17 protein-coding genes and 1 riboswitch are annotated in these 15,931 nt (G+C 37.1%); of the genes, 6 read left to right on the top strand and 11 right to left on the bottom strand.

All coding sequences use genetic code 11. The annotated features are described in order from the left end of the window. Positions 1–102: 102 nt before the first annotated feature. A complete protein-coding gene (locus tag FHY45_RS15815; RefSeq protein WP_066104838.1) occupies positions 103–864 on the top strand; it encodes a glucose 1-dehydrogenase in 762 nt (253 codons plus the stop codon). A 361-nt stretch (positions 865–1,225) separates the two neighbouring features. Here FHY45_RS15815 and FHY45_RS15810 read toward each other — a convergent pair whose 3' ends face one another. The 3 genes from FHY45_RS15810 to FHY45_RS15800 are packed head-to-tail and all read right to left on the bottom strand — an operon-like array spanning position 1,226 to position 3,944. Beyond that, positions 1,226–1,948, bottom strand: coding sequence for an MOSC domain-containing protein (locus FHY45_RS15810; RefSeq protein WP_139892455.1), 723 nt, complete (start codon positions 1,946–1,948; stop codon positions 1,226–1,228). Positions 1,949–1,960: 12 nt separating this feature from the next. Continuing rightward, a complete protein-coding gene (locus tag FHY45_RS15805; protein ID WP_066104829.1) occupies positions 1,961–2,614 on the bottom strand; it encodes a potassium channel family protein in 654 nt (217 codons plus the stop codon). Positions 2,615–2,630: 16 nt separating this feature from the next. After that, positions 2,631–3,944 carry a TrkH family potassium uptake protein gene (locus FHY45_RS15800; RefSeq protein ID WP_066104823.1) on the bottom strand — a complete coding sequence of 438 codons (1,314 nt, stop codon included), beginning with the start codon at positions 3,942–3,944 and terminating at the stop codon, positions 2,631–2,633. A gap of 316 nt (positions 3,945–4,260) precedes the next feature. Between FHY45_RS15800 and FHY45_RS15795 the strand changes: the two genes are divergently transcribed. Further along, positions 4,261–4,449, top strand: coding sequence for a hypothetical protein (locus FHY45_RS15795; RefSeq protein WP_066104817.1), 189 nt, complete (start codon positions 4,261–4,263; stop codon positions 4,447–4,449). A gap of 72 nt (positions 4,450–4,521) precedes the next feature. Here FHY45_RS15795 and FHY45_RS15790 read toward each other — a convergent pair whose 3' ends face one another. Next, positions 4,522–5,391: a hypothetical protein gene (locus FHY45_RS15790; protein WP_139892453.1), complete on the bottom strand. Its 870-nt coding sequence runs from the start codon at positions 5,389–5,391 to the stop codon at positions 4,522–4,524. An 84-nt stretch (positions 5,392–5,475) separates the two neighbouring features. Further along, positions 5,476–7,125 (bottom strand): glycosyl hydrolase family 28-related protein, encoded by a 1,650-nt coding sequence (locus FHY45_RS15785; RefSeq protein WP_139892452.1) that lies wholly within the window; start codon positions 7,123–7,125, stop codon positions 5,476–5,478. Between the two features lie 162 nt (positions 7,126–7,287). Here FHY45_RS15785 and lepB point away from each other — a divergent pair, with 162 nt between their 5' ends. After that, positions 7,288–7,860, top strand: coding sequence for a signal peptidase I (gene lepB, locus FHY45_RS15780; protein WP_066104808.1), 573 nt, complete (start codon positions 7,288–7,290; stop codon positions 7,858–7,860). A 65-nt stretch (positions 7,861–7,925) separates the two neighbouring features. On the opposite strand, the gene FHY45_RS15775 is transcribed toward lepB, so the two are convergent. The 5 genes from FHY45_RS15775 to FHY45_RS15755 form a co-directional block, all read right to left on the bottom strand. Further along, positions 7,926–8,129 carry a hypothetical protein gene (locus tag FHY45_RS15775; RefSeq protein WP_066104806.1) on the bottom strand — a complete coding sequence of 68 codons (204 nt, stop codon included), beginning with the start codon at positions 8,127–8,129 and terminating at the stop codon, positions 7,926–7,928. A gap of 69 nt (positions 8,130–8,198) precedes the next feature. After that, positions 8,199–9,422, bottom strand: a complete 1,224-nt coding sequence (locus FHY45_RS15770; protein ID WP_139892450.1) for a hypothetical protein — start codon at positions 9,420–9,422, stop codon at positions 8,199–8,201. Between the two features lie 13 nt (positions 9,423–9,435). Further along, positions 9,436–10,269, bottom strand: coding sequence for a hypothetical protein (locus tag FHY45_RS15765; RefSeq protein WP_066104800.1), 834 nt, complete (start codon positions 10,267–10,269; stop codon positions 9,436–9,438). After that, positions 10,266–10,955, bottom strand: coding sequence for an ABC transporter ATP-binding protein (locus tag FHY45_RS15760; RefSeq protein ID WP_066104796.1), 690 nt, complete (start codon positions 10,953–10,955; stop codon positions 10,266–10,268). Before FHY45_RS15760 ends, FHY45_RS15765 begins: the two co-directional genes overlap by 4 nt. Positions 10,956–10,967: 12 nt before the next feature. Further along, positions 10,968–11,339, bottom strand: coding sequence for a GntR family transcriptional regulator (locus FHY45_RS15755; protein ID WP_066104793.1), 372 nt, complete (start codon positions 11,337–11,339; stop codon positions 10,968–10,970). A 205-nt stretch (positions 11,340–11,544) separates the two neighbouring features. Between FHY45_RS15755 and FHY45_RS15750 the strand changes: the two genes are divergently transcribed. Continuing rightward, the gene (locus tag FHY45_RS15750; protein ID WP_066104791.1) at positions 11,545–12,387 is read left to right on the top strand and encodes a patatin-like phospholipase family protein; all 843 of its coding nucleotides are present in this window, start codon (positions 11,545–11,547) and stop codon (positions 12,385–12,387) included. 47 nt (positions 12,388–12,434) lie between these two features. On the opposite strand, the gene FHY45_RS15745 is transcribed toward FHY45_RS15750, so the two are convergent. Further along, positions 12,435–13,478, bottom strand: coding sequence for a M42 family metallopeptidase (locus FHY45_RS15745; protein ID WP_066104788.1), 1,044 nt, complete (start codon positions 13,476–13,478; stop codon positions 12,435–12,437). A gap of 133 nt (positions 13,479–13,611) precedes the next feature. After that, positions 13,612–13,716: riboswitch (SAM riboswitch) on the top strand. A 183-nt stretch (positions 13,717–13,899) separates the two neighbouring features. Between FHY45_RS15745 and FHY45_RS15740 the strand changes: the two genes are divergently transcribed. Both FHY45_RS15740 and FHY45_RS15735 read left to right on the top strand, forming a co-directional pair. Beyond that, positions 13,900–15,000, top strand: coding sequence for a methionine biosynthesis PLP-dependent protein (locus tag FHY45_RS15740; protein ID WP_066104782.1), 1,101 nt, complete (start codon positions 13,900–13,902; stop codon positions 14,998–15,000). Positions 15,001–15,142: 142 nt separating this feature from the next. Further along, positions 15,143–15,928, top strand: a complete 786-nt coding sequence (locus FHY45_RS15735) for an ABC transporter ATP-binding protein (protein ID WP_066104780.1) — start codon at positions 15,143–15,145, stop codon at positions 15,926–15,928. Positions 15,929–15,931 lie beyond the last annotated feature (3 nt).

Raw genomic sequence — 15,931 nt, 5'->3', positions numbered from 1 at the left:
ATTTTAATCTATCATAACAGTAAGTTATAGAATTCATCGCCCTGATTTATGATCCATACATGAATCTGCCAATTAATTTAACGATGATTAGGAGGATGAACAATGGGAAGATTGCAAGACCAAGTAGCCATTATTACAGGTGGAGCGAATGGTATTGGTAAATCAATTGCGACACGCTATGCGGAAGAAGGGGCAAAGCTGGTAATTGCCGATTTCAATGAAGAAGCATTGCAAGCTACTGTCAATGAATTTAAAGCGCAAGATGTTGAGATAATGGGTGTAAAAGTCAATGTGGCAGTTGAAGAAGATGTTCAAAAAATGGTGGAAGAAACTGTGGCCACATTTGGTCGCGTAGATATTTTAGTTAACTGTGCAGGTGTATTAGACAAAATGCAGGCTGCTCATAATGTAGAAGATGCAGTTTGGAGCCGCGTAATGGATATTAATGTTGGCGGTGTAATGCGCGGTACACGTAAAGTATTGCCATACTTCCAGGCTCAGGGCAGCGGCGTAATCGTGAACCTTTCCTCCATTACCGGTTTAACTGGTGGACGTGGCGGATTTACGTATACTGCGGCTAAACATGCAGTTACAGGCATGACTAAAAATATTGCATCTCATTATGGCCCGCAAGGGATTCGTTGCAATGGAATCGCACCGGCCCAAGTTGAGACTGGGTTAACCAGTTCAGTGGATGGTATGGATATGGAAGGATTACAATATGCAACGCGTGGTGTTAGTTTAATGCCTCGTGCTGCTAAGCCACAAGAAATTGCAGACATTGCCCTTTTCTTGGCAAGCAATGAATCTTCCTATATTAATGGTGTAGTATTGGCAGCGGATGCAGGATGGTCTGCTTACTAATCAGATTAAAAAATGAATAGGTTTGAAAAAAAGGAATCCATTTGGATTCTTTTTTTATTACTATCTAGCATTTCTATATGGGTTTTCTATTAAAATTCAACATGGATCATAGTGGGGGAGAAAGGGATACAGGGAGAAAAGTGTATTTAATAAGTAGTTCATGGCAAAGACAAAACAGTGCAATTGTCCTGAAAGTTAAGGAATTTTTATTCCTGATACTGGTGATTAATTGCGGATATTCTAAACACGAATCTACCAATAAGAAATCATTAAAATTAGTAAAATAGGGAACCAAATGGGTTCCCTTGTTTTGCTTATTACTATGAGTCTTGAACTAACAACTAGCATAAAATAAGAAATCTTAAACTAATTGTACCTCATCACCTATCCGGATTTTTCCGGTTTTAAGAACGGAGGCATATACACCGAAACAATTCTGACGAGTTCTATTCATAAATTTTAATAGAGAAGGATCCTTTTCGCTGTTTTCGGGATTAATGGTAATAATCATGCATCTTTCACAATGTCGGTTAACTTGTATTTCAACCGATTCACCAATCAAAAGACGTCTTCCGAACCAGGTATCTTCTATATATGGTTGCTTTTCAGTTAGATCGAGGACCAAGTTAGGGCGAAACCGTTTATAGTCTATCAGACTTCCATACTGCTTTTTTAATTCTAGAAGAGAAGCATCTGTTACGAGCAATAAATGTTCCACCTCAATTGCGCCTAGTGGCACATCATTCGGGGTGAATTGTACAGGAGTAATACTCCTGTTTGCTGCCGTTTCTAGGTCCTTAATCAATCCAGGGTGATTCCACGTTACTCTTTTTCCTGATGGCGTGACTACTTCGATGGGTGGATAGGTATCCAAGCTGTCAGGACCCATAAAGGATGCTTGGTAACTTGCCATGATTGGAGCCTGAGTGATGGTCAGAAATTTATTTGTACGGCTATTGTCTATATAAGCATGACTGCGATCCCCATAAAGACCATAGGGCATTACATTAGATTCCTGAACATGTTCACCTGTAAAGGATTTAACAGGGTGGCGCATAATTGCTTTCACGTGCCCGATTAACATAGCAACCCGCCTTTATTTATATTTCTTTTTGAACTTCTCGATACTGGTATTTGAACCAATCAGTAAAAAGTCGTCTCCTTCTTGTAATTTGAGATCCGCAAAATGCGATAATATTGGCTGTCCATTACGAAGGACTAAGGACACCGTAATATCGAATTTTCTTGAAAAATTCAATTCGTTCAATGACTTTCCATGCATCGTTTCAGGTACTTGCATTTCAATTGCAGAAATATCCTTCGTGATTTCAATATATTCAATGACACCTGTTAATAATTCCTGACGTGCCACTTTCCGACCAGCTTCTTCCTCTGGAAGGATAATACGATCGGCACCAAGGCTTTTTAAAATTTCCCCGATTTCTCGATTGTTAGCCTTGGCGATGATTTTTTTTGCTTTTCTTTCTTTCAGTTTTTTTGTAATTAAAATGGCCGAAAAGGCATCAGAGCCAATTGCAACAAAGACCGCATTGAATTGATCGATTTTCAGTTCATCGAGTACAAGCGGATCACGAAAGTCACCGACAATCGCATGAGTCGAATATTCATCTAAGGACTCGAGATTTTTTTCACTGCGATCTGTAACGATTACTTCACAATGTTGTTTGTATAATTCTTTTACGATGCCAGTACCAAATCTTCCTGCTCCAATGACTAGATATGATTTCATGAAAAATGTCCCCTTTTTAGCCTACTGCTAAGTCTTCTTTTAAATATCTTGTTTTAACTTTTTCTACTTTAAAAATAGTATAAATGAAACTGAATACACCTATTCGGCCGATAATCATCAGCATGATTAAAATGGATTTTGAAACAGGTGTTAATTCAGATGTAATTCCAAATGATAAGCCTGTATTTGTCAGGGCAGATAACACCTCAAACATCAATGGCTCCAATGGCTGCGTTTGTAACATGGTTAATAAAATCGTAGAACCAAAAAACAATGCCATAAAAGTAAAGAAAACCATAAAGGATTTATCAACTGCTTCCTGAGCAATGGTTTTTTTATAGATAACAACCTCTTTTTGTGATTTCGCTACAGATAATACCTTTGATAATAGTACTGCAAAGGTGGTCAATCGTATACCGCCTCCTGTACTGGAGGAAGCTCCCCCTATAAACATAAATAGGGTCAAACATAAAAAGGTAGTGATTGTTACTTGTGAGACATCAATCGTTGAAAGCCCACCATTTCTTGCTGTCGCCGAAAAAAACAATGAATTCGATAGTTTTTCCCAAATGGAAAGTCCGCTAAACGTATTATTTGTTTCCAAAAAGAAAAATATAGCCATACCGATAAATAGTAGGAGAAAATGAAGTCTTATATTAATCTTTGTAAACAAACTTTTCTTCCTTCTAAAAGATAAGAAGTACTCTACCAATGTCGGATAGCCAAGACTTCCTAAGAAGATTGTTATAGCCGTTGTTATTAGGAAAAGATGATTATGTTTAAATGAAATCAGGCTATCACCGAATAAATCAAATCCGGAATTAGTGAAGCTTGCTACTGCATGAAAGGCAGACACGAATGCCGCATCCCAAAAATCATCATATCGGGGTCGTATCTCCCCTAATAATATAAAGAAACAAATCGTTTCTACTAATAAGGCAATGACTAAAACCGAAATTCCAAGAGATGTAATGGAACTTAGTTTTGACTGGTTTTGGTCCTTGGATAAAAGAAGCATACTTGATACCGTAATCTTCTTGTCCATCACGACAAACAGGTAACTGATTAATACAACAATCCCGATTCCGCCAAGCTGCATTTCCACCATTAAGATGGATTGTCCCACCCTGGTTAATTCTGTTCCTACGTCTATTGTAGTAAGTCCTGTTACGCTTAAGGCGCTTGTGGACAGAAATAGAGAATCCATTATAGAAAACCCGATGGAATTGGACTGGGGTATCCATAACAAAAAGGCAAATAAAATGATAAAACCTATGTATAGGAAGAATATTTGCCGGAATGAGTGGATTGAAGATTTGCTCTGCTGCATATTTATTTAATCTCCATTTCTTCTTTGTAAAGTTAGTGTATTGATTCATAATATAACCCGTTTGCTGTAAAAGCCAATATCATCGTACTATATCTCATAATAAAACACCAAATAACATTTTTTCGTGTTCACTAAACAGTTTTTTATCCTATCACAATTTATACGAATTTAAAACAGTAAATTAAACTTATAGGATTACGTTTATGACAGAAAATCAACCCGTAAAAAAAAATACTAGTTAACTAGACAAATAGATGGCGATTTTTCTAAAGAACTGAATATAAATAAGTGAGGACTTAATGGGAGGGGAACCATTATGGACAATATCCAAAATTTATATGAGCGTTATAAAAAAGGCGAGAAATTTGCTAAGCCCTTTAGCCAAAAGCAAGTGGGGAAGCTAAGTGCAAAAGATCCAACAGAACTGGCATCCAATAACAAAGTGGTTCAGGATATGCTAAAGAAGTATTCACAACAGTTCCAAAATAATAGACATTTTATATGAGCATCTGTATTAAACTTTGACCTTATTACTATATGAATAAGGGCATTTTTTTTGTAAACAAATAAAACCCCTTTAATTAGGGGTTTTGGCAAAGGGCCATTCTTCTTTTTCAACCATAAGTGCATACTCAATATTTTCAGCTTGATACATTAGGGCATAATGTAAAAATAAGATATTTTGTTTATCAATAACATCAAATTGAGAAGAGTAGCTGGACAATATGGTCACCTTATCAGTTCCGCGATAGTTGAAATGGAAAACAAGTCTGTTTTTCTTTATTTTCACAAGGGGAACCTCCCAGTTTAACACTTCTGGATCGCCGGTTTCTTTTGAAAGTATGGCATATTCCCGTTCGACTCCGATAAGCTGATGTAAATCCTTGGTTTCGCATTCAAAGGCAATATTATATCGTTGTTTATAACTGATTTTAAAGTCCTCCAAAAAGTAATCAAGTGCGGAAAAATAATTCACCTCCATCGTTTCTTCATCAAGGAATGTGAACAACTTTCCGATGCTTGCATCTGAATACATGGCTGACAGAAGGGTTGCTTTTGAGCTTTGCAATTCTATAAAGGCAACTGCAGCCGTTTCTTTATCCTCCACCTCAAATTCCATTTGAAATAGCTTGAAACGTTTGAGCTGCCTCGTTGTACTAGGAATAATTAAAAATAAAATGATCCAGACTGATAATAAGAAGATTCCCTTCAATATGGTAAGCAGAAAGGTGGAGGAAATCAGTGGTTTAATTACATATTCCGTCCACCATGTAGGAGGAACAGCAGTTGAAATAGGAAGCGGTTTCACATCACCCCATAACAATTGATATAGTGTCCAGCCGATGATGAAGAGCAGCCCGCTATAATAAATAAAAGTCAGTATATCGTTTATTAGGTCTTTGATTGATGAAAGGAACTGTTTGAGGACTTCTGCAATCCGACTCACGAAATAGTCACCTCTTCACATTTTACAGGAAAGACCATAAATGTATATGCGAAGAGGTGGAGAAATAGAATAGGTAATTAAGTTTTAATCCATTTTTAAAATGGGTGTCTTATATCCAACCGTATGAATATTATTCAGCTTGACTTTATGGTTGGCATTTTTAATTGCGATATCTCCAATCTTTGATTCAGCCTGTACATTTGATATAGTTGCTTTTGCTACACCTTTACCAATATCGATGGCAGTTGGAGCTGAGTTTTTTATGGAAATAGTACTTAAACGAATGTCATCGGTATGCTGCCTGCCGCCAACTATTTTTATATCCGTACCCGCAGTTTGGAAATTTTCTATTGTTATATTTGCCAGTGTGATATGACGAGATTTATATTGAATGGAAACCATTGGATTCCTTTGATAATCATAATTCGAATCTCCGAGCAGAGTGAAATGGTTAATAACCACATTTTGATAGGCTGATACGACTAGACACCTTGGAGTCGAGCCTTCATAAAGATCTGTGAAAATGGGTGCAATTGCAACGATATTCGTCGCTGTTATATTAAAGGCAGATTTAGACTGTGGCTCTGATTCGAGATGGTGGCCTATGTGCCGAAAGTTATAGGAACGATTATCATGGATAGATATATGTCCGATAATATGAACATTGGAAGCAGCTGATGCAGTACCATGCGCCTTTATTTCAACCCCTCCAAAGCACCTGGTTGAAGAATTATTAATCAGCCAAACATCGTCAGATCCGTCATCTACCTCAAACCCATTTGAATTGGAGAATCCCTTCATGTGAGCTCTGCCGCTTGGATCACACATATGGCTGTTTGTAATCAGAATATGGCTGCTATGATGTGTTGTTATTCCATCATCTCCAAATCCATAGCCAGAAAGATGATCTAACCATATATATTGGCTCGGCCATCTCGAACGTGTGCCATCGCCCAAATATGTATAGTAGGCAGCTGAAACATCAAAACAGTGTAAACCTGCATTACGGGCTACAACATCCTTCACCCATCCATAAGTAACATGAGCATATGTTAAACAGCTCGAACGGTTATTACCGGAACTAGTTCGATCGCTCTGTGGAAGCCTTTCTACATTCCAGTCAAGTGTCATCCCCTGTACGAGAATATGATGATTACCACGGATTGGACTAGAGTTTGTAATAAGAATAGCTTTCTTTGGTGTTTCATTGGCTAATTTAAGAACCGTTTTATCTTTACCTTCTCCTATCAGACATGTGTAGGAGGGGAGCTTTAGTCCCTTAACAATAAAAACACCTTCCGGAATATAAACCATTCGCTTACCTTTACCAAGAGCAGCCTCAAACGCTTTAGTATTGTCTGTTATCCCATCACCAACAGCACCATAGTCGGTTACATTGATCTGTTCCTGGATCTTTTGATTTAAATGCTGATACTCTTCATCTAATTTCTTTTTCCATGCTGGAAAAGGGTGACCGTTCAAGATTGTGAAATCAGCTGGATTTTTTAGCTCAGGCTGTCTGCTTGTTGTCAATAAGAGACGGGGAAATGCATATTTTAAATCCCTTAGTGGCTTCCGATTAGGCATGGAAAGAGGGGAAAACTTATTTAATTTTTCATTAAGCAATGAAAACGTCTCTTTTACCAGACTTGCTGGAGTTTGGTTTGAGGGAAGCCATCTAGATAAGAGAATTTCATTTTTATTTGGATCATGATTTTTCGATAAGTACAACATACTGGAGTTTCACTCCTCACGTGAATGAAAAATGGATGTTATTGTATTCCCTTACTAGATGTAAATTAATCGTAATGAAAATGTAATATCGTTTGTAGGTATCTTAGCATATTATATGGGTATAAAATATAAGAATCATATGTAGAAACAACTAGAGGAATCATGCTTGAAAGAAGGAGACTGCGATTGAGGAAGTTATTTAAAACTGAAGTAGGAAGTTGGATTATCTCTATCGCATTTGCAATCGTCTTAGCTTATCTTGTAAAAACATTTATCATTTCCTTTTTTATAGTTGAAGGAGCCTCAATGGAACCAACACTTTATAATAATGAAAAAGTCTTGGTCAATAAGTTAGCGGCGTATAGTGGTTCAGTTGATCGTCAGGATATAGTAGTCATTCGAGATGATGGAAAAGATAAATACTATATAAAGCGGATTATAGGGTTACCTGGAGAAAAGGTTGAATATAAGAATGACTCGCTTTATATAAACGGCAAGCAAAAAGATGAGCCATATCTGCCTGATGAACAAGGAGAAGTTGATTTACTGAAAATGAATAAAACAGGTGACTTTGATCCATTGAAAGTTCCTAATGATCATTATTTTGTGATGGGAGATAATCGGTTGAACAGCAGGGATAGCCGTAATGGATTGGGCTACATAGATGAAGATGATATAGTCGGTACATGTGAATATGTCATTCTCCCATTTGAACACGCACGTAAAACAGATTGATAAAATTGCATCTCCACATGGTGTGGAAAAGGTGAATGGCTCTCGAGCCATTCACCTTTCCGTTTTTAAATATTGCGTTTATAGGTTTCTTTTGTCAGCACCGGGAATTGATCCACAGGAGCATCGAGTTTTTGTATATTGAAAACCTCTCCATATTTCTCAAGTTCATTGGCTATTTGATCCTGCAACTCTCTGGTCGGAACCTCCACGTTGTATTTAGTACCTTCATGCAAAAGCCTTGGCTCCGTTTCAAAATAAACATAGTACATGGGAAATTCCTCCAAATCATCATTTGGTTATTGTATTCCCTTTTTGAAGTTAACAAAACAATTTTTACATTATAGACCAATAATCTGATATAAATATAGATCCATATAGTCTATCTTTTGATCGTTGCTTTTTGTCTCAATCGTTCCTTCGAAAATGGATTTTCCGTCTTCGAAATTAAAGATGCTTATATAAGGTTTGTTTTTTTCCCCTCTATAAGTGAGAATCATTTTGTTGTGATATACATTTATATTGTGATCAAACATTTCTGAGTTCACTTGGATTTTATGATCCTTTGTGATTTTTTGTTTCTCAAAATCATACGTAACCATAGCGACTATTTTCTTTCCGTTCTCATCTTTAATAGCGGAAACATATAATGAAGTTTGATCATAAGCTATATTAAAACTAGAACCATCTTCTTGTAATAGCTGTTTCGTTAAATCACTCGGAAGGGTCAACCTATCTAATTTCTTTGTTTTATAGTTGTACACATATAAGTCACGGCTAACAGTTTGACTGTTTTCATCTGTATGGATAGTCTTATCTATCTGAAATGTAAAATGAGTACGAGCTTGCGTCGGGTTAGTATCTGTTAAACTGGTTATATAAATATCTTGCTGATCCGTTGATTGTTCAGTTGTCAAAATCGAATTATCGTCAATTAGTTTTTCCTTTTTAAGGTTAATCGTATATTCCTGAAGTATTTCTGTCCCATCTTTCGAATTACTGCGTGTCATGACAAATAATTCATTCGTGGAGATTTGGACATCAAGGATTTCAATAAAAGATGAATATTCCTGATTGGGCAGGTTTACTTCAAAAGAGGTTGTATCCTCTGTTTTCTTATTGAGCTGATCAATTTTTAAACTGAAATTATGCATTCCATGTCTGGTAGAAAAATCATACTTGGAGTCGACAAAAATGACTTGATTTGTGTCATTGTACAACTGGTTACTATAAATTTTTCCTCTCATAAAGGAAGAATACTGATTTGCTAAATCTTTCAATTCCGCTGTTTCTAAATATTTTTCCCCGTAGTCCACCTGCTCAAAAAAAGGTAATTCAGATCGATAAGTGGCCCCCTCTTTCGTTACATTAAACGTTTCTGTGAATCCACCTACTTGATAATCTGCTTCCAATGATAAGGTGTCTAAGATTTTAGCATCTCCATTTATTTGTTTGACGTAAAAATCAGGGAGGGTGGAGGAAGAAAAGGCCTGATTTATATAAAATACTGATATGGATAGCACAGCAACAAGCAGGATCAGAATAGAATTTCGATATTTTTTCATATGTTTCCTCTCCTTACACAGTTATTTTCTTATTTAATAAATAGCGGCTTAATAAAATGGAGATAATGCCTAAAATACTGGCTGTAACGCTTACAATGATGATTTGCTCAGATGTATAAATGTAATTACCTATTTCTAATAATTCGATTAATATAATAGGTGCTGATAATACAGCTATAACACCTACACAGTATAGGATGGCAAGAATGATTCCTTTCCATTTAAAGCTGCGCTCAAGCAATATGGCCGTGAATAGGATGCTCAAAGCAATAAATCCTGCACCATAATATAAAACGAATTCTGTGAAGGTAGATGGGAGAATAACCGTAATAAATTGAGATCCCTTGATTAAGCTGCCAATCGATACCTCATGTAAATAATCCGCTGATATAAACCATTTCAAAATTTTTGATTCAATTAGAAGGAGTATCAATTGGATAGATACTAGTGAGAGTACAAGTAGCATTATAGCTGTTAATTTCGAAAAATAAATATTCATTCTTGATGTAGGAATCATTAATAAACGATAGATAAAGGATCCTTTACCTGACCAGTCACGGTACCAAATTAGAAAGATATATAAGAAGATGGCACCTGCACATAAGGCAATCGGACCATTAAACCAAATAGAATTCACATAATTGTCCATGCCATAATAACCAAATTCTTCAATAAAGACTTCTATAGGGACACCATTCGTTAATGATTTATTAGCGTCACTCATGTAGATGTTAGCTTCAATGATTAACCCGGCAACTTGTATAATAAAAACAGCAATAATCAATCCAAATAAAATTTTTGTAAATCGATTTAACTCCATATTCACAAGCTTAAAAAAGCGATTCATCCTCTATACACCTCTCTCATTACATCTACGACAGACTTACCTTCGTTATTTCGAACTTCTTCTGCATTAAATTCTTTATAAACGACTCCGTCATTTAACAAAACAACTTTATCAATGAGGTGCTCAATATCGTTGATTTCATGGGTTGTGATGATAACACCGCGGTCTTCAATCAGGTGGCTTGTAAAGACATCTGCTATTTGTTCACGGCTGAAAATATCGATACCGGAGAATGGTTCATCCATAAGAACATAATCAACATCCAGAGCCAATCCCAATAACAAATTCACTTTCGCGGTATTTCCTTTAGATAATGTTGAAATCCGTATGTTTTCATCCAATTTGAAAAAGCTCAATAATTCATCGGCGCGATCTTGGTTCCAACTCTCATAAAAATCATTCATAAAATCCATTGCCTGCATAATGGTGAAGTTCGAAAGCATCGTGAACGTATCTGGAATAAATGTGATTTTCTCATACGTATCCTTCGTTCTTTTAGTTCCGTTTATAAGAATTTCTCCACCATCAATAGGAGTAAGGCCCATGATGGATTTCATAATCGTTGTTTTACCTACACCGTTTATACCGATTAAACACGTGATTTCCCCTTTGTTGGCTGTGAATGATACATCATCCAATACGTTTTTTCTTCCAAATTTTTTCGTTACATTTTTTACTTCTAACATGAAATCCCCTCCTTACTCTTGTTCCGCATTATATTTTTCTTTGACAATACTCAACAGTTCATCTACTGGTAATTGAATCGGTTTAATTGCCTGAACAAAGGTATCAACGGCTTCAACAATGAGTTCCTGACGAACGCTTGACAATATGACCTTGTCGGTTGTGACCCGGCTTGGGAAATTTCTTTCTGTGTGAATCAATCCCTGTTCCTCCATTTCCTTATACGCTTTTTGAGCAGTATTGGGGTTTATTTTTAGAAGATTGGCAAGCTCACGTCGAGAAGGAATCTCCTCTCCGCTTGCAAGCCGACCGGTCGCTATTTGTTCTTTGAAGTAACGGACAACTTGTAAATATACAGGATCCCGGTTATTAAAGATGATGTTCATTAATTCATCTCCTATGGCTTTTTAACCAATTATTAGTGTGTGTACTATGTAGTTCATACACTCGATATGTGTACTATACAGTTAATACACTAAAACTGTCAATAGGATAGTAAAAAATTCCCTGAAATAGTTTTAAAACGTGTAATTATTTAAGAAGGGTCATGGCAAAATAATAAGGATTCTCTGGGGAAGGAGTTTACTTGTTATGCATAATACAGGCCTGGTTCTAGAGGGTGGCGGAATGAGAGGGCTATATACAGCTGGAGTTCTGAGGTATTTGATGGAACAGGATATATATGTGCCATATACAATTGGTGTTTCAGCTGGTGCATGTAATGGCTCTTCTTATATTGCACGGCAAATAGACCGTAATTATGCGGCGAATATCGATTATGTCTCACACCCGGAATACCTATCCTATAAACGTTTTCTGAAGAAACGTGAATTATTTGGAATGGACTTTATTTTTGATAAAATTCCAAATGAACTGGTCCCATTTGATATAAAGGCTTTTTGTGAAGCAAAGGAACAGTTTGTCGTGGGTGTTACAGATTGCGTAACAGGCGAACCTGTATACTATAGAAAAGAGCACCTAATAAAAGATATTACAACGATTCTGCGCGCATCCAGTTCGATTCCTTTTTTTGCTCCGGAAATCTCTTATGATGGAAGAATGCTGCTGGATGGCGGTGTTGCCGATCCAATACCGATACAAAAATCTCAAGCAGACGGGAATACGAAAAATATCGTTGTGCTTACTGGGAATAAAGGCTATATGAAAGCATCGTCGCTTGATTGGCTTGGAAAAAGAAAATATAAGAACTATCAAGGGCTGCTAAAGGCTCTTCGCAAACGGCATATCGTTTACAATGACACGATCCGCTATTTGGAGGAACAAGAAGAAAAGGGACTTGTCGTCATTATTCGTCCATTAGTGAAATCAGATGTCAGCCGTGTTGAGCGTAACCCTAAAAAGCTGAAAAAGCTGTACAATCAAGGATATGCTGAAGCCAAGGCTGCTTATGGAAAAATCAAACGGTTATTATAATAAAAACCCATCACTTAAATGGTGATGGGTTAACGTTTAGTATGAAATTAGGCTAATTCTGATTGTAAGTAATTCCAGATTAACTGGGCAGTATGTTCAATAGAGCTGATATGGGTTCTTTCAAAAGCATGTGAAGCATCAATGCCGGGTCCAATTAATCCGTGTATGATATCATAGCCGGCACGGATGGCAGCAGAAGCATCAGATCCGTAAAAAGGATATATATCTACACGGTAATCAATCTTGTGTTGCTTTGCCAATTCGACTAAATGCTGACGCAGGCCATAATGATAGGGTCCGCTAGAATCTTTTGCACAAATGGAAACACTGTATTCATCCGTAGATTGTCCTTCTCCAATTGCTCCCATATCTACAGCCAGGTATTCAACAGTTTCAGCAGGAATGTTGGAGTTTCCGCCATAGCCTATTTCTTCATTATTTGAAATTAAGAAGTGGGTCGTATAGGGGAGAGTGATGCCTTCTTCTTTTAACTGTTTAATGATATACATCAGTATGCCGACACTCGCTTTATCATCTAAATGACGGGATTTAATAAATCCATTGTCTGTCAGTTCAACACGGGGCTCGAAGGAAACAAAATCACCTACAGAAATACCTAGACCTTCTGTATCCGTCTTGCTTTTTGTCACAGCATCAATTCGAACTTCAATCGTTGCATCCTCGCGTTTAATATCTCCCATTTTCTGATAAACATGGACAGAAGTTTGATTTAAAAGAATCGTCCCTGTAAACGTTTTACCTTCAGCTGTATGGATTTTACAATATTCGCCTTCAACAGAATTCCAACGAAATCCGCCGATCATCGATAATTTTAAACGCCCGCTTGGTTTGATTTCTTTCACCATAGCACCTAATGTATCTACATGGGCTGTTAGAAAACGGTGCTTTGAATCATCCTGTCCCTTGATTGTTGCCAATAGGGCACCTTTATTTGTTTTTACTGCAGGTATTCCTTGAGATTGTAAAAACTGTGCTACATGATCAATTACTTCCGTTGTATAGCCGCTCGGACTTGGAATGGATACAAGGTCTTTTATGTACTGGAAAATTTCCTGGCCATTGGCTTTCATGGTTCCGAATCACTCCTTTTTATGTATAGATTTATTATATACCTTTGTTAAAAAGTTGGACAATAAAGGCAGAAATAACTTGCTTTTTTAGCAGTAGGACTGTAAATTTATAGTTAAATAAATATTCTGAAAAATCTTATCAAGAGAGATGGAGGGACAGGCCCTGTGAAGTCTCAGCAACCGCCAATATGGAAAGGTGCTAATTCCTGCAGGAACAATCATTCCTGGCCGATAAGAAGGGACTCACTCTAATGAAAAGTCTTCTTCTTGAAGACTTTTTTCGTTTTTAAGCATAGTTTTATTCACTGGGAAAATGAGTGGATGTAAGTAATTCGTAACTTTGATGGCAAATTAGAGCCGGATGAAGGTAAATCAGAGTAACTGTATTTCGGGGATTAATAAAGAGAGAGGGGTCATACATATGACAACAGTTAAAATCGAAACACTCTTAGCTCAAATAGGCAATCGAAGTGAAACACAAACAGGTACTGTTAATCCGCCAGTTTATTTTTCCACAGCCTATCGCCATAACGGAATAGGGGAATCAACAGGGTTTGATTACATAAGAACAGGAAACCCAACCAGAAAATTATTAGAGGAAGCAATTGCCGAGCTAGAGGGTGGTAAACAGGGATTTGCCTTTAGTTCAGGTATGGCTGCCATTCACTCATTGCTATGTTTATTTTCTCCAGGTGATGAAATAGCCGTCTCTGCCGATCTGTATGGAGGGACATATCGGTTATTTGAGCAAATATGGAAGACGTATGGCATCAAGTTTAACTATTGCCATACATATGAAGATTTCGCTGAATCCATTACGGAAAATACGAAGGCCTTTTTTATAGAAACACCGACAAATCCGCTTATGCAGGAAATGGATATTAAAGAAATTGCTCAACTGACCCAATCTAACAATCTACTGCTCCTTGTGGATAATACGTTTTATACACCCATTTTGCAAAGACCGATTGAGCAGGGAGCAGATATCGTTGTCCACAGTGCCACCAAATATTTAGCAGGACATAATGATGTATTGGCTGGATTAATTGTCTCAAAGAGTAAAGAGGTTGGTGCGCGCCTAGAAGAATATCAAAATGCAACAGGCGCTGTACTGCCGCCATTTGACTCCTGGCTTGTGATGAGGGGAATGAAAACATTGAGCCTAAGGATGAGGCAGCATGAGGAAAATGCTAAGATAATCAGCCGATTTTTAAGAGAAAGAGAAGAAGTGACAGATGTCCTTTATCCTGGTAAAGGGGGGATGATATCGTTCCGGCTGAAATCAGAGGAATGGATCAATCCATTTTTAAAAAGCCTTCGCATCATATCTTTTGCTGAAAGTCTGGGTGGAGTAGAAAGTTTAATGACGTACCCTGCTACACAAACACATGCGGATATCCCTGAGGAAGTGCGTACACAAAATGGAGTCTGTAATTGTTTGCTGCGCTATTCTGTTGGGATAGAGCATGCGAATGATTTGATTGATGATCTTATTCAAGCTTTTGAATCATTATCGGTTTAGGTTATTAGAAATTTGAACTTTACAGGCATTTAGGTGCATCATGAAGGATTCCAGAAGTAATACCTAAAAAGGATAAATTAGAAAATTATGCAAATTAACGACCCGTTTTGATATACTATACCAAAATGGGTCTTTGGGGAGAATGAAAATGGCTGAACTGGTGATTTCTATTAGCAATCTTCAAATGCATTATGGATCGAAAGAAGTACTTCGAGGAATTAATCTTGATGTAAACAAGGGACAAATTATTGGCTATATAGGTCCCAATGGGGCGGGGAAAACTACCACAGTTAAAATATTGCTCGGACTCCTTACAGACTATACAGGCTCAGTGAAGGTCTTTGATAAAGAGCTTTCTGAGGATAGGATTACCTATAAAAATAGAATTGGCTATGTGCCTGAATTGGCAGATTTATATGATGTATTGACTGCACGTGAATATTTGACTTTTATAGGTGAGCTTTATGGCTTATCTTATGAGCAGGCTGACCAAAAGGCTTTTAAACTAATGAGGCTATTAAATATTGAAGAAATGTATGATTCACGAATAAATAGTTATTCAAAAGGGATGAAGCAAAAGGTTCTATTAATTTCAAGCCTTCTTCATAATCCGGATATTTTATTTTTAGATGAACCTTTAAGCGGTCTCGACGCGAATAGCGTTATGGTCATTAAAGAATTGCTTGGACTGCTGGCAAGCGAGGGAAAAACTATTTTTTATTCCTCACATATCATGGATGTCGTCGAGAAAATTAGCAATCGAATTATTTTACTGCATGAAGGCAGGATTGTTGCAGATGGAAGCTTTGCAGAATTACAGGATGTTGGCAAGGAAGGAACTCTTGAAGAAATTTTTAACCAATTAACTGGTTTTACACAGCATCGTTCAATTGCCGAAGATATTGTATCTGTTGTTAAAGAGGATTAATAG

The organism is Bacillus sp. D386 (assembly GCF_006346415.1).
This window is presented reverse-complemented; position numbering and strand designations above follow the sequence as displayed.